Raw genomic sequence first — 16,200 nt, forward strand, 5'->3', positions numbered from 1 at the left:
TTAAATTATTTAATTGCAGAAAGAGCACGTCCACACACACCAGCAGCTATACCCGCCGAAGCCGTTAAAGAAGGTTGATTCTTAACAACACCAAGAATAGCTGCTAAGAAAAGAGCAAAAAAAGCACTCAACGCCATTTGACGTAAAATACTCATCTTGAATCCTCTAGCAAGATTTTAATAGGGCTGACACTAATTCAATTATCCAATAATTTTGCTTTTAAAAATAAAAATTAATTATATAATTATACTAAATCATTCTCGTTACCAAGTTCAACCTGATAACGAGGGTTTGAAGGCTTCGCATCCTGATATTACAAACTAGTGCAAGTTGTCAGAGTTGTCGGCGATTAATCGCGGTTTAACAGATTCTGGCTGAACTAAATCTATTTTTTCTTAATGGGTGATTAACGTTGAGCAGCTTTTTTCACCTCTTCGGGCGCTTCGTTACGACCAATTACATCACATGCTCTAGTCCCTCGATACCAGTTATAGCCTTTATAGTCAGTTACAAATCGGTCTTTTGCACATCTGTAGAAAGCTAAAGGTGCTTGTCCTCCTGTAATTTCTTCCGTAATTCTATGATCCAAATCGGTGAGTAAATTGGAGTTTTGTAAATCGACAAATGGCTCAGATGCAATAAATTGACATCCTCTCCCGCTACATCCGCAGGATTAGCGGGAGATTCCCAAGCCTCACGACTTGGGTTTCTGTTTCTTTCCATTACTGGATTTTCGCAACTGCCATACGCGACTTATGCCTATCAGGTCTTATGTTCGCTCCACAGACTGTAACGGTGTGCCCCACCGCCAAAATATTCTTAGCTGCATTGATGTCTCGGTCGTGGTGCATCCCGCATTTGGGGCAATCCCATTCCCTGATGTTCAACGGCAACTTATCAACAATATGTCCGCAGTTGCCACAGCGCTTAGAACTGGGAAACCAACGGTCAATTTTTACCAAGGTTCGACCATACCATTTGGCTTTATATTCCAGTTGTCTCACCAACTCGCCCCATGCAGCATCACTGATAGCACGGGCAAGCTTGGGGTTCTTAACCATATTTTTAACTGCCAAATCCTCAACCACTATCGTTTGGTTTTCACGAATCAGTTGAGTTGTCAGTTTATGGGTATGGTCTTTTCTGGAATCAGAGATTTTAGCTTGGAGACGAGCTACTTTGAGTCTTGCTTTGTCTCGATTACGGGAAGCTTTCTGTTTGCGGCTCAAAGACTTTTGTGCTTTCCTCAACTTTTGATAGTGCTTGTCGAACGCTTTGGGATTAGCAATCTTTTCACCCGTACTCAAAGTAACGAGACTGCTAATCCCAACATCCAGACCAACAGCACTATCAACTGGTCGCAAAGTTTCGTCAGTTGGATCGTTAATCCGCAAGTTGACAAACCATCGCCCAGAAGATTCAAGCCTAACTGTGATGGTACTAGGTTCACACCCCTTGGGAAGTTGTCTAGACCATTTAATTGGCAGCGGTTCAGAACACTTAGCCAAGTAGACTTGTCCATCCTTCCACCGGAAAGCAGACTTGGTAAACTCTGCGCTACCACCACTACGCTTCTTTTTGAAGTTGGGATATTTTGCTCTACCTGCAAAGAAATTGGCGAAAGCAGTTTGCAGATGCCTCAAACCTTGTTGCAGTGGTACGCAACTAACCTCGTTCAAAAACTGGAGTTCTTCCAACTTTTTCCACTGTGTCAGCATGGCAGAAGACTGAACGTAATCAATCTTCTCCCGTCTCTCATACCAAGCCTCAGTTCTCGCCGCCAAAGCCTTGTTAAACACCAACCGCACACAACCAATTGTCCGGCGCAATATTTGTTCTTGCTCGGTAGTTGGGTAAAAACGGTAGCGGTAGGCTTTTTCCATGCCTCACACTTTACCATTAAATCTGTGAAATACGTATAACCGCTATGCCCCAAAGTTCATTTACTCACTCGTCGTTTACCCCGTCGTCTGTTGCGGCTACGCAACAACTAGACTCAGGGGTGAAACTCCTCGCGCGTCCCTATTCCTCTCACCGCCAAGCTGACGCTGTGGCGGGAGTCTCCTGGGGGTGTTAGATGATTGTTAACCTCACTTACAAAATCAGGTAAGCTATTGTCGTTACCAGGTTAGACCTGGTAACGAAGGTTCAGAGGCTTCGCATCCGAATACTACAAACTAGTGCAATTTATCAGTATTTAGTGCTTGCAATAGCCGTAATATTTGTGTCGTTTGAATCCGTAGTATTCTTTGCCCCCGTAGTATTTGCCTCTTCCGTAGTAGCCTTTCCAGTGACCACCAATAATTTGACTAGATTCAACAGATTCGATGTGATTCAGATCAGAAATAATCATGAGTTTCTCCTGGGAATTAATTAATGGTAATTGCTGTGATTGCAAGGATATCTGAAAAGTGCTGAGCTACAATTTCTTAGCAGCGATTGTGATTAAATTTTGACTTCTCAGAAATCCTTTTAGCTTCGCTTACAAAATCAGGAGAGCGATAACCTTAGTACCCTAATTTATGTATTTGTTATCAGATATTCATATGCCTAAAGGTATAAATCAAAATTTTCATTTTTAAAGTCGATACATTCTGCATCTGCTTCTATTAATTCAATGTTTTGCAAGCCTAATTCCTCAATTTTTTGTTGTGCTTGCTTAAGCATTTACGAAGAAAAATCGACTCCGATTACTTTTCCTTCTGAGCCAACAATTTGGGCAGCAGCAATGGCAATGATACCTGTGCCAGTTGCTATATCTAATACTTTTTGTCCTTTTTGTAGGTGAACTAACTCTAGTAAAGGCAGAGTGCGACGAATGGTGTAATCGTTGTCGTAACTAGTTCTACTGTTAAAGAAATTTATTACTTCTTGTTTGTATTGTTGTTCGTAGGTTGTGGTGCATAAAATTTTTAGGGAAAAACGAACACAGATGAACACAGATGCACACCGATGATGCACACTGATAAGGCTGTAGTTCTCAAAGGTTTGATCGTTATTTTTGATACTTGAAAAATAGGAGATTTGCTGCCGACTAGAGCTAGATTACTACTTGCTTGAGTGGCTGAAATTTGTTGATTAGGCATCAGCTTGTATTCTGGTTAATGGCAGTATGTCACACATTTCTCTAGACAGAGGTTTTAACTAAGCAGAAACTTTATCCTCAAATCTATACATATAAAAGATGATTAGCATATTTTGAGACTCCCGCCACGAATTGATGGGATTTTGTGGCAGGTCTTTTTACTGACAGCAAACACCGAACAAAGCGCGGGGGTGCTGGATATGGCGATGATAGATAATTTAAAAAGAATTTCTGACACTATCTGGGAAATTCCAGTTTCTTACAAACAGGGAATGCGTGTTCCGGCGCGGATTTATGGAACGGAAAAGTTAATTCAGGAATTGGACGACGCTGTTTATGACCAAGTTACTAATGTGGCTACACTTCCAGGCATAACTAAGTACGCTTTGTGTATGCCTGACGGACACTTTGGTTATGGTTTCCCGATTGGTGGTGTGGCGGCGATGGATGTAGAAGCAGGGGGTGTGATTTCTCCTGGTGGTATTGGTTTTGATATCAATTGTGGGATGCGCTTGATGGTAACAAATTTAACTTATGACCAAGTTAAACCGTATATTAAAAAGTTAGTAGACAGGCTGTACGAAAGAGTTCCTGCTGGGGTCGGAAGCACTGGGTTTGTCAAACTTTCCCGCAATGAGTTTTGCAAAGTGGTGGAAGAAGGCGCGCAATGGTGCATCCGTAATGGTTACGGTTGGGAAGAAGACTTGGAATTGGTAGAAGAAAACGGCTGTATTCAGGGTGCTGATGCTAGCAAAATCAGTGAAAAAGCGATTGATAGAGGTTTCAACCAAATCGGTACTTTGGGGTCTGGGAACCACTATTTGGAAATTCAAGTTGCTCGACCAGAGAATATTTATGACCAGGAATTAGCCCGGAGTTTGGGAATTACTATTCCTAATCAAGTGGTGGTGATGTTTCACTGTGGAAGTCGGGGATTTGGTCATCAGGTAGCAACTGACTATCTGCAAACTTTCCTGAAGGTGATGGAAAGTAAGTACGGGATCAAAATTTTGGATCGAGAATTAGCTTGTGCGCCTTTTAACTCTCCTGAAGGTCAAGCTTATTTTGCAGCAATGAAATGCGGCATTAATATGTCGTTTGCTAATCGTCAAGTGATTTTGCACCAAATTCGGGAAGTTTTCTCGGAAATTTTGGGGCGATCGCCTGAAAATTTAGGTATGCATATGATTTATGATGTCGCCCACAATACCGCTAAACTAGAGCGTCATATTATTGATAGCCAAGAGCGATCGCTCCTTGTCCACCGTAAAGGTGCAACTCGTGCTTTTGCCCCTGGAATGAAAGATGTACCTGAGCGGTATAAAAATATTGGTCAACCAGTGATTATTGGTGGCAGTATGGAAACTGGCTCTTATTTATTAGTGGGTGTACCCAGTGGTGAGCAAACTTTCTTCAGCACAGCTCACGGTAGCGGACGGACAATGAGTCGAGCGAAAGCACGAAAAATCTACCGTGGCGAAAAACTCAAAAAAGAGATGGAAAGTCGAGGTATTTATGTCCGTAGTACCTCTTATTCAGGATTAGCAGAAGAAGCGGGTGGAGCCTACAAAGATATTGATGATGTCATTGAAGCGGCTGAGTTAGCTGGAATCAGCAAGCGGGTAGTCAAGTTGACGCCGATTGGGAATATCAAGGGGTAATGCAAATTAAACCTGATGTGAATTTAAACTATGACAAACATTATCTTTTGGAAATCGACCACAGATAAACACAGATGTACACCGATAATTTATCTGTGTCCATCTGTGTGCATCTGTGGTCGTTTCTACCATAAAACAGTTTTCTCGCAAGACTTTTATTAGTTGGTACGGCTTAAACGCAAGTTCAGATTTTGGATTTTGGATTCTTATGGCAGTACGTACACCATTAACAGTAATTACCGGGCCTTTGGGAAGCGGTAAAACCACACTCCTGCGTCACATCCTTGACACTTTCCCAAAAAAAATTGCTATTTTGATGAACGAATTTGGCGAAATAGCGATCGATACGAAAATAATCCAAGGTAAAAACGTCCAGATGGCAGATTTGGGTGGTGGTTGTGTTTGCTGTTCGCTACTAGGTGAATTTGAAGCTGCCGTTAATGAAATCATAGATAACGTTGATCCCGATTACATAATAGTCGAAACAACCGGAGTTGCAGAACCGGATGCTTTAGTTTTTGATATTCAAGAAAGCTTGCAGAGAGTGCGGCTGGATGGAGTGATTACAGTTATTGATGCCGATGCCATGATTAAATATCCTTCTGTTGGTCACACAACTCGAATCCAAATTGAAGCAGCGGACACTATTGTTTTAAACAAGGTTGATTTAGTTTCTGAAATGGAATTGCAAACCATTGCGAAAAAGTTAAATTCAATTAACGAAACTGCTGCGATTGTATACACTGTACGGGGTGAAGTAGATCCAGAGTTGCTATTTGGTATTAGTCGAGAAAAAGTACAACCACCACCACAGCACGTTCATCAGCCAGAATTTGAATCATTTAGTTACAGTTCATCCGCTATTTTTAATCGCCAGTGTTTTGAAGAATTTGCTGATAGTCTGGAACCAGAAGTTTACCGCGCCAAAGGATTTGTTAGGTTTTTAGAAGGCGTTTATTTGTTTAATTTTGTAGCTGGACGTTGGGAATTAGAGTTATTTCCCCAAGAAGCAACAGAGCTAGTTTTTATTGGTAAAGATATAAGGATGATTAAATCAGAAATTATTAACAGATTAAAGTTATGTGAACAAAATTTTGTGTATACAAATAATATTGAATCAACCACACCAAAACATAGAGAAAATTGAGATTGAGAATTTTATGCGTTACGAATTTTTGGAAGATGTTGCTACTGCTGATACTGCCTTTTGTGCTTGGGGAGAAGATTTGCAAAAGCTTTTCAAAGCAGCAGGTAATGCCACAATCAATACTATGATTGACAATTTGGATTCGATAGAACCAAAAGAAACACGAAATATCAGCTTGGATAATGATGAATTAGATCTCTTGCTATTTAATTTTCTGCAAGAGCTGATTTATTACAAAGACAGTGAACAACTTCTGTTACGAACACAGCAAATTAATTTTGAGGAGAAAGATGGTAAATATCACCTCACTGCTGTACTCCAAGGAGAAAAACTTGACCCTCAACGCCATCAACAGTTGGTAGATGTGAAAGCTGTAACTTTACATCAGTTTCAAGTAGAAAAAATAAATGATGGTTGGAAGGCGACGGTTATTCTTGATATTTAGTTTAAGCTGTGAGATAAACACTAAAGATAACAAAGCCTTAAAACAAAATTGCAGAGCGATCGCTAGATAAAATGCTAACAAATTACATCAGTGCAGCCATGCATAGGGCAATTTACGAGTTGCTTGAGGATGGAACTTTTTATAGTGAAATTCCAGAGTGTCCGGGTGTTTGGGCAAGTGCTTTGACATTGGAAGCTTGTCGAGAAGAGTTGCAAGACGCCTTGGAGGGATGGATTATTTTAGGACTGCGTTTAGGTCATACTCTACCAATCATTGATGGTATTGACCTGAATTTTAGCAAAGAGGCCGCCTAATGCCACCATTTGGAGCAATTAGTCGGCGTGACTTAGTTTATTACCTGAAAGAAGCTGGTTTTGATGCTGCTTTACAAAAATAAGTTTCTCTTTAGTGGGGATCATCTGGCTTGGGATGATGATATTCAACAGTTAATTGCTTTCCGTAATTATTGTTTTTATTCTTGGCCAGAATTAATTAAATCGATGTAGAAGTTGGCTAATTATACTTTTGAATGGGTGCTTCCAGGTCATGGGCGGAGGTATCACGCAGATGCAGAAACTATGAAAGAGCAAATGCAAAAGTGTATTGCGTGGATAGAAACTCAATAAGCTAGTTTGAATTTTGCAACCTCAGTCAAGAAATCGGGTTTTAATCATAAAATTAAAACCCGGTTTTTGTGTAAACATCCTCACTTCATCACTAGATAATTCTACAAACAGCAATCTATTTCCGGAATTTCATGATGAAAGTTAGTAGTATATTGTATAGTTGCTTGCCGAATTAGTATCTGGAAGCATTATTCATTGGAGCGATCGCATAATTCTTCTTAGCAGGACTTAGAAAAAATTAAGCCCTGCTTTACCTTGTTAAAGTCCTCAGCAACCACCAGCCCAAGTTATCCATTTATGGGATAAACCAGTGTGCATAATTACCCCACTCATTTCTTTTTCTGTTACGGTTGCTCCGGTTATATTAACACCATTAAGTTCTGCTTCATTCAAATTTGTTTCAATCAGATTTGCTTGATTAAGATTGGCTCCACTTAAATCCGCACCACTCAATTCTGCTTCACTCAAATTTGCCTTCGTTAAGTTAGCTCTAACTAAATTTGCACCTCGCAAATCTGCACGACTTAAATTAGTTCCCTCAAGGTTAGCATTAATTAAATCTGCTCCAATCAAGTTAATCTCGCTCAAATTTGCACCGTTCAAATCTGCTCTGGTTAAATCTGCATCCGTCAGATTTGCTCGACTAAAATTACACCCGCTTAAATTAGCTTGGCTGAGATCTGCTCCACTCAAATCTGCTCCACAAAAATTTGCCCCACTCAAATCCACTTCACGAAGGTTTACTTTATGGAGATTTACACCGACAAAATCCCGTTCTCCTGTTTCATATCGGCTTAGGAGTATATTAAAGTCCATATTATCCGCCTCGCAATATTTACAAGTGAGCAAGTTGAGTTTTGAGTTTCACTCCATCCAAACCACACAAGTATTGATTTGATAGCAACTGAAATTATTATTGCTATATCTTGTTCTATTATTTTGCTAGAGTTTTTCGCCCATGACACACTTGCTTAATGGAAATATGCATACCCCTTTACAAATCAGTTAACAGTTGACAGTTAACAGTGAACAATTAGCCATTAGATTTAATAACTGATAACTTTCCCCTTCTACTTAATAATTCATAATTTATAATTCATGATTCTTAAAATTTCAAAATATCAATTAGCTTTTGCTTAATTACCTCACTCACGATTTGATTTCCTTGTAGATTGAGATGGATGTGGTCGTGATATAGAGTTTTTGGGTTTTTGGTAGTATTGAATTTCGGTAGAAAATCTATATATGCTATTTGCTGGGTTTTGGTAAATTCACTAAGACGTTGACGTGCTTTAACCTCATAATCGCGGGAACCCGGTGAACCGATTTCGCGTAATAAGGGAGTCATAACGAGTAAAAACTGGCCATTGTGCTGACGCGTTAACGCTTGAATTTTCCCAATAGCTTCCAAATTTCTACCAACGCGATCGCCACCTTCTTTGTGTATTGCTTCTAGTTCTGGTATCGGCTGGGGCTTAAAAACATAATTCTGCAAAACCTCCACCAATGCTAAAGGCGGTTTGCGATCTGGATAGTTGCGATCGCGTCCCACTGGTAAAGATGTGGGAGCAGTAGCAAATAAATCATCGGTATTAATTAATAAAACTACCACCTGAGCATTAAAACTACCAAATTTCTCCAAATATGCCAATTCATTTCTCGGTCCCCAGGAATTAGCTGAAGCATTTAATACTTCAATTTTTTGGTAATTACTAACATTTGTTGCTCTTAAAGAACCTTGAATCAGACTAGAAATAGTATTATCCTGGTCTGTCCACCAACCACCGTTAGCAATTGAATCTCCTAACAACAACACCCGCAGCGTAGAAGAGGGAGGCGTCTGTTCGATTGCTTCACTTCGCATAGAGTATTGATTAATTTCAATGCGATGACCATAACGACGGGTGCGCTGATTAGGAGCTAGTAAATAGCCAATTTGCTCGTCCGCAATATAAGTTAAGGGATTACCAAAACCAAAAAGCGATCGCATCCCTATTTCCATAGCCACAAACAAACCCAATAGCAAAGTTAAAATAATTACTAGTGTTTCTTTCACCTGTAAATGCCTGAGAAATGAAATAGTACTGTACTGATGTTTATTCCTTGGTAGAAACAACCATCTTTTAGCAACAAACAACAATACATTTATTGTTATAACTTATACTATAATATTCTAAATATTAAGTATTTTTGTATAAAAGTCGCTAGTATTTCTTTTGAAATAAGTAATATTGGTGATGTTAAATTTACAAAGCTTAAACAAAATATTAGTTAAGAATCTCATATCAATTGCGAACGGAAAGATTACAATCGAGACGGAAAACCAGTCCTGTAATACGAGGAGAATTGCAAAGCCATGTCCGATTTAAATCGAGGAATCATGAAATTTGACGGGGCAGACTCGCCAAAAGTAGTCACTATTTCCACCATAGTACTTTTAGGAGCGATCGCCGGTCTGATTATTTGGGCACTACAAGCAGCCTATGCAGTAAACTAATTTCAGTAGCAGCACAAAAATTAGGCCAATTAAAGTATATATATTCAGCTAAATCAACTTATTTTTTCCTTGGTGTCTTGGAGACTTGGTGGTTCAAAAAATAGTCACAAACCACCAAGACACTAACACTTGTACGACTCACAACTTGAATAGTTATCGGTTATATCCCTTAGGTAAGACTCGCCCCCCTTTCCCTCTCCTTACCAAGGAATGGCAAAGCTTGTGAAACTAGTTTCATCGGGACTACCCTCTGCCTTCATGAAGTATTAAGAAAAAGTCCTGACATATACTAAAATTTTGACATTTGAGATTTTAGATTTGAAGAGGAATCTAAAATCCAAAATCCAAAATGCTTGAACTCTGGGGTGTCTTAGTTATTGTCGTTGTCTGCCCACTACTGGGTGCATTACCTTTAATTGCCTGGATTACACAAGCTCTGACAGGGCGACAATTGGCGGAAGTCGGTACTGGCAACATAGGAGTATCGGCTGCTTTTTACCATGGTGGCACATTTGTAGGAATTTTGGCAGTCTTATCAGAGGCTGCTAAGGGGATTGCTGCTGTCTTGATTGCTCGTGCTTTTTTCCCAGATGGTTCGGCTTGGGAATTGGTAGCTTTAATTGCTCTGGTGATGGGCAGATACTCGATGGGTAGAGGTGCAGGTACTACAAATGTTGTCTGGGGATTTACAGTACACGATCCACTCGCAGCAGGATTTATATTTTTAGTGACAGGTATCAGCTTTACGATTTTGCGCGATCGCCGATTAGCAAAATACCTAGTTCTGATTATGGTTCCGATCATTGTGGGAATTTTGCATATGGAAGATCTATTTATGATCATGGCTGCTGCTGGGTTGGCTGCTTTACTAGGCTGGATTTACAAACAAATACCTGATGACTTGAATCTTCCACCTCAAGATGCAAAACCCGATTCCCAAGCAGTGTTGCAGTTTTTACGCGGCGATCAAAGTATTCTTTCTCTAGACGATGAATTAGATGCTGCGATTGTGGGGAATAAGGCAGCAAAATTATCTCAGATGAAACGCTGGGGTTATCCTGTGCCTAAGGGATGGGTACTAATGCCTTATGAAGATCCCCAAAAGTTGATTAACTTCTTGCAACCATCAGAATTATGTCCTTTGGTGGTACGCTCTTCGGCGATTGGTGAAGACTCAGAACAAGCTTCTGGTGCAGGACAGTACCAAACAGTTTTAAATGTTACCACCAAAGAAGGTTTGGAAAATGCGATCGCTAAAGTCCAAGCTTCCTACAACGAACCCCTAGCAGTTCAATACCGACGCGATCGCAACGTTACAGATACAGCGATCGCAGTACTAGTTCAGCAACAAGTCCAATCAGTGTATTCTGGCGTAGCGTTTAGCCGCGATCCCATGACACAAGAACAGGATGCAGTCGTGATTGAAGCTTTACCAGGAAGCGCTGCGCAAGTTGTATCTGGACGTGTGACACCAGAACAATACCGCGCTTTTGTTGTTGATACAGAAAATTTGGCACTGATTCAGCTAGAAGGACAAGGACGAGTACCAGCAGCATTAATTAAACAAGTAGCATACTTAGCTCGACGTCTAGAAGACCGTTATCACGGTGTTCCCCAAGATATTGAATGGAGTTACGACGGGCAAACTCTGTGGGTACTGCAAACTCGCCCAATTAGTACTTTATTGCCAATCTGGACACGCAAAATCGCCGCCGAAGTTATTCCTGGGTTAATTCGACCCTTAACTTGGTCGATTAATCGTCCTTTAACTTGTGGTGTGTGGGGAGCGATTTTTGCTCTTGTCTTGGGTGAAAAAGCTGTGGGATTAAATTTTAATGAAACAGCGACACTGCATTATTCTCATGCTTATTTTAATGCCACTCTCTTAGGACAGATATTCCGGCGTATGGGATTACCCCCGGAAAGTCTCGAGTTTTTAACGCGGGGAGAGAAGTTAAGTAAACCGCCGTTAAATTCTACATGGGAAAATTTGCCTGGATTGCTGCGGTTGTTAATGCGGGAGTTGTGGTTAGAGAGGGAATTTAAGCGGGATTATCGTAAGCATTTTGCCCCTGGTTTATCGCGCTTGTCTTCAGAATCACCAGAGGAACTAGATCCATCGCAACTGTTAGCGAGAATTGACTATATTTTAGATTTGCTGCACCATGCCACCTTCTACAGTATTATGGCTCCCTTGAGTGCAGCGATGCGTCAAGCTATATTTAAAGTCAAAGATAGCAAATTAGATAACAGTCTCACACCAGAAGTAGCAGCATTGCGATCGCTGCAAGAATTAGCCGCCAAAGCCAAGCAGCAATTCCCACGCTTCAAACCAAATACTGTGTTTGAGGAGATGTCCCAGTCTGATTCAGGACAAGCAATTCTGGCTGAGTTTGACCAATTGCTGCAACGTTATGGTTATTTGAGTGAAGTGGGGACTGATATTGCTGTTCCCACTTGGAAGGAAGAACCTCAAGTAGTAAAGCAGTTATTGGTGCAGTTCATGCAGGGAGATGAACCGCCAAGACGCCAAGAACGCCAAGGAAAAAGAAATAAAGGTTTTGTCCAACGGCGTGTGGATTTGAAAGGGCGAGTCACAGAAGTTTATTCTCAGTTATTAGCTCATTTGCGGTGGTCGTTTGTGGCGTTGGAACAGATTTGGTTAAATTCAAGTTTGTTGAGTGAAACTGGAGATATCTTTTTTCTGGAATTTGCCGAAATTCGGCGTTTGATTGAGGGGATTGACACAGATTTGGTGGAGCAGTTAGCTGAGATCATCAAATTGAGGCGATCGCAACTTGCGGAACATGCTCAAATTAATCCAGTGCCAATGTTAGTTTACGGCAATACTCCCCCGGCTTTACCTCTGCGAATTGCTCCTCTGTCTCCGGATCACACATTACAAGGTATCGCCGCCAGTCCCGGACAAGCGGTAGGACGGGTGAGGGTGTTGCGAAATTTACAATCAATTCCAGAGATTGACAAGGAAATAATTTTAGTAGTTCCTTATACAGATTCTGGTTGGGCTCCTCTACTAGTAAGAGCAGGAGGATTGATTTCCGAGGCTGGTGGTAGGCTTTCCCACGGAGCTATCCTGGCGCGCGAGTATGGTATCCCAGCAATTATGGATGTACGCAACGCTACCTGGATTTTACAGGATGGTCAAAAAGTACGCATTGATGGTACTAGGGGTATTGTGGAAATATCTAACGATCTCAGACCAGAATGAAAATTGTATCCCTGAACGAAATACCACAAGAGCCTGTTTCTCATAATCCTGAAATCAAAAAACAAGTGATGTTGCGGCTTGGTGAATTACCTGGTTTAACCAACTTTTCCCAAGCACGTTTTTCCCCCGGACAAACAGCCTCAGCACATGCACACAATGATATGTGTGAAGTATTTTTTGTTGAGGCTGGTTCAGGGAGCATCCGTATCAATAATCAAGAATATCCCCTACTACCAGGAACCTGCGTCGCTGTAGAAGCAACAGAAACACACGAAATAGTTAATAATGGTACGACGGAATTAGTTCTTACTTACTTTGGTTTAAGAGCCTAGAGGGAGGTGGGGAGATGGGGAGAAAATAATTCAAAATTCAAAACTAAGAATCTTTTTTTGAAAATATACTATAGTCTCTTTAAGCAGTAAATAGTGATAACTCTCTGGCGGTATGTAGTGTAGCAGGGAGTTGAACTGGCAAAAAAGTTGTTAAAACAGCGTAAAAATTTAATTTCAGAGATTGCATTCCAGTGCGGCTTCAACAGTCAGAGCCACTTTACACAACAATTTCGTAAAATGACAGGAGTCACACCTAAGATGTATCGAGAGTGTTGAGGTTTGAAGCTTGGTTGTTGTTAGTCTAGGCTTGTTAGTCTAGAAACATCTGTACTTAGTACAGCAATTTTGATCCGAAAGAGGGGAACTATGCCACATACAATTGTTACTGATGTCTGTGAAGGTGTTGCGGATTGCGTAGACGCCTGTCCAGTTGCTTGTATCCATGATGGACCAGGCAAAAATGTCAAAGGCACTGATTGGTATTGGATTGATTTTGCTACCTGTATTGACTGCGGCATATGTATCCAAGTTTGCCCAGTTGAAGGTGCGATCGTTCCAGAAGAAAGACCCGAATTGCAAAAAACTCCATTATAGTCCATGGTCAATAGTCAAGAGTCAACAGCCAATAGTTATTTTTGACTTGACTATTGACTAAATATTATTAATAACTAACTACTAACTAATGACCACTAACTACTTATTAGAAGTTAACAATGTCCACGCTGGATATATTAAAGATGTTGATATTCTGCAAGGTGTAAATTTCTGCGTTTCTCCTGGGGAATTAGTGACGGTGATTGGCCCTAACGGTGCAGGTAAATCAACTTTAGCAAAAACCATTTTTGGGTTATTGACACCCCATACAGGCACAATCACTTTTAAAGGAGAAAACATCACCGGATTAAAATCGAACCAAATCGTACAGCGAGGGATGTGTTACGTACCGCAAATCGCTAATGTTTTTCCTTCCTTAACAGTGGAAGAAAATTTAGAAATGGGCGCTTTTGTCCGTGATGTTTCTCTTCAACCACTCAAAGACAAAATATTTGCCATGTTTCCCAGGCTACGCGATCGCCGTCGTCAACGCGCTGGTACGCTCTCCGGTGGCGAACGTCAGATGTTAGCAATGGGCAAAGCCTTGATGTTAGAACCCAGTCTACTGCTTTTAGATGAGCCTTCCGCCGCCCTATCTCCGATTTTAGTCACTCAGGTATTTGAACAAATTCAAGAAATTAACCGGGGAGGTACAGCTATAGTTTTAGTAGAACAAAACGCTCGCAAAGCCTTAGAAATGGCACACCGGGGTTATGTACTCGAATCTGGACGCGATGCTATCACAGGCCCTGGTCAAGAATTATTGAATGATCCTAAAGTTGGGGAACTGTATTTAGGAGCAGGTAAAAGACATTAAGGGAAAGAAACTGTAACTAACCAATATTTGGGGAGAAAACGGAAATTCAGTTCCCTCCCCTTTGCAAGGGGAGGGTTAGGGTGGGGTAAAACCCAAATTAATTTGCAAGGGGAGGGTTAGGGTGGGGTAAAACCCAAATTAATTTGCAAGGGGAGGGTTAGGGTGGGGTAAAACCCAAATTAATTAGCTATTTCCGACTTGTGTATACACGGTAGCCCCGCAAGCGGGGAGGGTTAGGGAGGGGGTACTCCATCTAGATGCAAAGGGCTGTATTAATTATTCCAAACAACCAACAACTAACAACCAACAACAAGTCCTTAATGTCTTTCCTTATCAATTTCTCCCTCAAATGGTTGTACACCTGTTTCTGGATAATTGTCATCTCTAGGAGTAAAAATTCTTATAAATCCACCGTAGATGTAACGAACAACTTTTTGAGGAGTTTCTATAATTCGTTGCCAAATTCCACTTTTGTTTGTTGTGTTAGTCATAGAATCTTCTCCGGAGTTGTTTAAAAAACTTTTAATGAATCTCTCAAGATTTTTTTAATTAGCGCCAACTTCAGCAGCAGCACGAGTATGCATAGTATCTTGTAAGTGTTCTTGGTGCTGACGCTCTTTTGTCATTGCTTCTCGCGCCGCCTCTTGTACGCCGAGATCAAGTTTTACTACTTTGCGTTTAACTGCTTCGACTTTGGGAAGGGTGAGCATCAAAACACCATTTTTAAATTCAGCTTTGACTTGCTCGTTTTTGATAGAAACTGGTAGAGGTATTATCCGTTGAAACTGTCCATAACGAAACTCAGACCAGATAAAACTTTTGTCTTGTTGTTGTTTTTCTTGTTGATATTCTCCAGCAATTGCAACTACATCTGTGCTGACTTCCACATCTAAATCTTTAGCTTCCATACCTGGAACTTCAGCTTTGAGGATAATGTCTGTGTCAGTTTCTGTTAGTTCAACTGCTGGAGTCCAAGTTGCATTTAATTTTGTAAATAAACTTTCATGTCCTTGACCATGCATCCATTCATCAAACAGATGATTGATCTGTTGACGTATAGTATCAATTTCTCTTAAAGGTTGCCAACGAATTAAAGACATATCCTCTCCCCCTGTTACAACTAATAATTCTTTTTGTTTCGAGACTTGTAATAATCGTCTCTACTTTCAGAGTAGGAAAAGAATATGAGGAACTTGTGAAGATGTTCAAAAGTTACGAATGATAAATTATGAATAATAAATTATGAATTAGGAATGATGTATGATATGTAATTTTTACAGGTTCCAACCCAAAGCTGACGCTACCTGAGGGGCTAACTCTAGAGGATTAAACGGTTTAGCGATCGCTGCTTTTATACCCAACTGAGCATAACGGCGACGGTCAGAAGCTTGGATCTTTGCAGTTAATAAAATTACCGGGATCGCTTTTGTGATTTGATTTTCTTTTAGTTTCTCAAAAGTAGTCAGTCCATCCATATCTGGCATCATTACATCTAACAGAATTGCATCTGGTTGATAGTTCTCAGCTTTACTGATACCTTCTTTCCCAGAACCTGCTGTCAACACTTGCCACCCTGCCACTGTTTCTAAACAAACTTTCGCAACTTCTTGAATATATTCTTCATTATCAATTACTAATACTTTCTTACTTTTCATTCTTATCCTCTTGTTTACTCTAATTAATTAGAGCGAATAATCCTTAAAAAAGACTCTGCTACCTAGTGGGCTAACTCTGCGCTCCTCTGCGTTCCAAATACCCAAGCATTGG

At 40.6% G+C, this 16,200-nt stretch carries 19 protein-coding genes and 2 pseudogenes; 11 read left to right on the top strand and 10 right to left on the bottom strand.

Translation table 11 applies throughout. The features are described from left to right. Positions 1-5: 5 nt before the first annotated feature. The 5 genes and pseudogenes from UYK_RS26835 to UYK_RS0116415 form a co-directional block, all read right to left on the bottom strand. Positions 6-155, bottom strand: a complete 150-nt coding sequence (locus tag UYK_RS26835) for a hypothetical protein (protein WP_009455060.1) — start codon at positions 153-155, stop codon at positions 6-8. 251 nt (positions 156-406) lie between these two features. Beyond that, positions 407-589, bottom strand: coding sequence for a hypothetical protein (locus UYK_RS25170; RefSeq protein ID WP_235182343.1), 183 nt, complete (start codon positions 587-589; stop codon positions 407-409). Between the two features lie 133 nt (positions 590-722). Beyond that, positions 723-1,883 (bottom strand): RNA-guided endonuclease InsQ/TnpB family protein, encoded by a 1,161-nt coding sequence (locus UYK_RS0116405; RefSeq protein ID WP_016871781.1) that lies wholly within the window; start codon positions 1,881-1,883, stop codon positions 723-725. 314 nt (positions 1,884-2,197) lie between these two features. Continuing rightward, a complete protein-coding gene (locus tag UYK_RS26840; RefSeq protein ID WP_009455064.1) occupies positions 2,198-2,353 on the bottom strand; it encodes a hypothetical protein in 156 nt (51 codons plus the stop codon). Between the two features lie 197 nt (positions 2,354-2,550). Further along, positions 2,551-2,961: pseudogene (locus tag UYK_RS0116415) on the bottom strand (class I SAM-dependent methyltransferase). Positions 2,962-3,198: 237 nt separating this feature from the next. Here UYK_RS0116415 and UYK_RS0116420 point away from each other — a divergent pair. The 5 genes and pseudogenes from UYK_RS0116420 to UYK_RS27330 all read left to right on the top strand — a co-directional run. Further along, the gene (locus tag UYK_RS0116420; RefSeq protein ID WP_235182344.1) at positions 3,199-4,746 is read left to right on the top strand and encodes an RtcB family protein; all 1,548 of its coding nucleotides are present in this window, start codon (positions 3,199-3,201) and stop codon (positions 4,744-4,746) included. A gap of 208 nt (positions 4,747-4,954) precedes the next feature. Then, on the top strand, positions 4,955-5,893 hold the full coding sequence (locus UYK_RS0116425; RefSeq protein ID WP_016871784.1) for a CobW family GTP-binding protein: 939 nt from the start codon (positions 4,955-4,957) through the stop codon (positions 5,891-5,893). A 13-nt stretch (positions 5,894-5,906) separates the two neighbouring features. Beyond that, positions 5,907-6,338, top strand: a complete 432-nt coding sequence (locus tag UYK_RS0116430; protein ID WP_009455074.1) for an archease — start codon at positions 5,907-5,909, stop codon at positions 6,336-6,338. A gap of 71 nt (positions 6,339-6,409) precedes the next feature. After that, entirely contained in the window at positions 6,410-6,652 is a 243-nt protein-coding gene (locus UYK_RS0116435; RefSeq protein WP_009455076.1) for a type II toxin-antitoxin system HicB family antitoxin, read from the top strand. A gap of 63 nt (positions 6,653-6,715) precedes the next feature. After that, positions 6,716-6,964, top strand: a pseudogene (locus UYK_RS27330) (MBL fold metallo-hydrolase); the annotation flags it as partial. A gap of 267 nt (positions 6,965-7,231) precedes the next feature. Here the strand turns inward: UYK_RS27330 and UYK_RS0116445 are convergent. Further along, complete coding sequence (locus UYK_RS0116445; RefSeq protein WP_009455078.1) at positions 7,232-7,780, bottom strand: pentapeptide repeat-containing protein; 549 nt, start codon at positions 7,778-7,780, stop codon at positions 7,232-7,234. A gap of 289 nt (positions 7,781-8,069) precedes the next feature. Continuing rightward, complete coding sequence (locus UYK_RS0116450; RefSeq protein WP_009455080.1) at positions 8,070-9,020, bottom strand: SGNH/GDSL hydrolase family protein; 951 nt, start codon at positions 9,018-9,020, stop codon at positions 8,070-8,072. A 300-nt stretch (positions 9,021-9,320) separates the two neighbouring features. Here UYK_RS0116450 and UYK_RS26845 point away from each other — a divergent pair, with 300 nt between their 5' ends. From UYK_RS26845 to UYK_RS0116475, 6 genes are all read left to right on the top strand, one after another. Next, complete coding sequence (locus tag UYK_RS26845; protein ID WP_009455082.1) at positions 9,321-9,461, top strand: hypothetical protein; 141 nt, start codon at positions 9,321-9,323, stop codon at positions 9,459-9,461. Positions 9,462-9,810: 349 nt separating this feature from the next. Then, positions 9,811-12,690: a glycerol-3-phosphate acyltransferase gene (locus UYK_RS0116460; protein WP_016871786.1), complete on the top strand. Its 2,880-nt coding sequence runs from the start codon at positions 9,811-9,813 to the stop codon at positions 12,688-12,690. Continuing rightward, positions 12,687-13,022 (top strand): cupin domain-containing protein, encoded by a 336-nt coding sequence (locus tag UYK_RS0116465; protein ID WP_016871787.1) that lies wholly within the window; start codon positions 12,687-12,689, stop codon positions 13,020-13,022. Before UYK_RS0116460 ends, UYK_RS0116465 begins: the two co-directional genes overlap by 4 nt. Before the next feature lie 135 nt (positions 13,023-13,157). Then, on the top strand, positions 13,158-13,298 hold the full coding sequence (locus tag UYK_RS27335) for a helix-turn-helix domain-containing protein (RefSeq protein WP_257998855.1): 141 nt from the start codon (positions 13,158-13,160) through the stop codon (positions 13,296-13,298). Positions 13,299-13,388: 90 nt separating this feature from the next. After that, a complete protein-coding gene (locus UYK_RS0116470) occupies positions 13,389-13,616 on the top strand; it encodes an indolepyruvate ferredoxin oxidoreductase subunit alpha (RefSeq protein ID WP_009455088.1) in 228 nt (75 codons plus the stop codon). An 88-nt stretch (positions 13,617-13,704) separates the two neighbouring features. Continuing rightward, complete coding sequence (locus UYK_RS0116475) at positions 13,705-14,433, top strand: ABC transporter ATP-binding protein (RefSeq protein WP_009455090.1); 729 nt, start codon at positions 13,705-13,707, stop codon at positions 14,431-14,433. 317 nt (positions 14,434-14,750) lie between these two features. On the opposite strand, the gene UYK_RS26850 is transcribed toward UYK_RS0116475, so the two are convergent. The 3 genes from UYK_RS26850 to UYK_RS0116490 all read right to left on the bottom strand — a co-directional run bounded on the left by UYK_RS26850 (position 14,751) and on the right by UYK_RS0116490 (position 16,088). Next, positions 14,751-14,924 carry a hypothetical protein gene (locus UYK_RS26850; RefSeq protein ID WP_016871788.1) on the bottom strand — a complete coding sequence of 58 codons (174 nt, stop codon included), beginning with the start codon at positions 14,922-14,924 and terminating at the stop codon, positions 14,751-14,753. Between the two features lie 54 nt (positions 14,925-14,978). Next, positions 14,979-15,533 (bottom strand): Hsp20/alpha crystallin family protein, encoded by a 555-nt coding sequence (locus UYK_RS0116485; RefSeq protein ID WP_009455092.1) that lies wholly within the window; start codon positions 15,531-15,533, stop codon positions 14,979-14,981. Positions 15,534-15,707: 174 nt separating this feature from the next. Then, on the bottom strand, positions 15,708-16,088 hold the full coding sequence (locus UYK_RS0116490) for a response regulator (protein ID WP_009455093.1): 381 nt from the start codon (positions 16,086-16,088) through the stop codon (positions 15,708-15,710). Between the last annotated feature and the right edge of the window lie 112 nt (positions 16,089-16,200).

The sequence above is a fragment of the Fischerella thermalis PCC 7521 genome (assembly GCF_000317225.1).
Lineage (GTDB): Bacteria > Cyanobacteriota > Cyanobacteriia > Cyanobacteriales > Nostocaceae > Fischerella > Fischerella thermalis.

Bases quoted from the DNA above. Each gene is read 5' to 3' on its own strand.
- UYK_RS26835 (WP_009455060.1), bottom strand. From the start codon at position 155: ATGAGTATTTTACGTCAAATGGCGTTGAGTGCTTTTTTTGCTCTTTTC.
- UYK_RS0116405 (WP_016871781.1), bottom strand. From the start codon at position 1,883: ATGGAAAAAGCCTACCGCTACCGTTTTTACCCAACTACCGAGCAAGAA.
- UYK_RS26840 (WP_009455064.1), bottom strand. From the start codon at position 2,353: ATGATTATTTCTGATCTGAATCACATCGAATCTGTTGAATCTAGTCAA.
- UYK_RS0116425 (WP_016871784.1), top strand. From the start codon at position 4,955: ATGGCAGTACGTACACCATTAACAGTAATTACCGGGCCTTTGGGAAGC.
- UYK_RS0116430 (WP_009455074.1), top strand. From the start codon at position 5,907: ATGCGTTACGAATTTTTGGAAGATGTTGCTACTGCTGATACTGCCTTT.
- UYK_RS0116435 (WP_009455076.1), top strand. From the start codon at position 6,410: ATGCTAACAAATTACATCAGTGCAGCCATGCATAGGGCAATTTACGAG.
- UYK_RS0116445 (WP_009455078.1), bottom strand. From the start codon at position 7,780: ATGGACTTTAATATACTCCTAAGCCGATATGAAACAGGAGAACGGGAT.
- UYK_RS26845 (WP_009455082.1), top strand. From the start codon at position 9,321: ATGTCCGATTTAAATCGAGGAATCATGAAATTTGACGGGGCAGACTCG.
- UYK_RS0116460 (WP_016871786.1), top strand. From the start codon at position 9,811: ATGCTTGAACTCTGGGGTGTCTTAGTTATTGTCGTTGTCTGCCCACTA.
- UYK_RS0116465 (WP_016871787.1), top strand. From the start codon at position 12,687: ATGAAAATTGTATCCCTGAACGAAATACCACAAGAGCCTGTTTCTCAT.
- UYK_RS0116470 (WP_009455088.1), top strand. From the start codon at position 13,389: ATGCCACATACAATTGTTACTGATGTCTGTGAAGGTGTTGCGGATTGC.
- UYK_RS0116475 (WP_009455090.1), top strand. From the start codon at position 13,705: ATGACCACTAACTACTTATTAGAAGTTAACAATGTCCACGCTGGATAT.
- UYK_RS26850 (WP_016871788.1), bottom strand. From the start codon at position 14,924: ATGACTAACACAACAAACAAAAGTGGAATTTGGCAACGAATTATAGAA.
- UYK_RS0116485 (WP_009455092.1), bottom strand. From the start codon at position 15,533: ATGTCTTTAATTCGTTGGCAACCTTTAAGAGAAATTGATACTATACGT.
- UYK_RS0116490 (WP_009455093.1), bottom strand. From the start codon at position 16,088: ATGAAAAGTAAGAAAGTATTAGTAATTGATAATGAAGAATATATTCAA.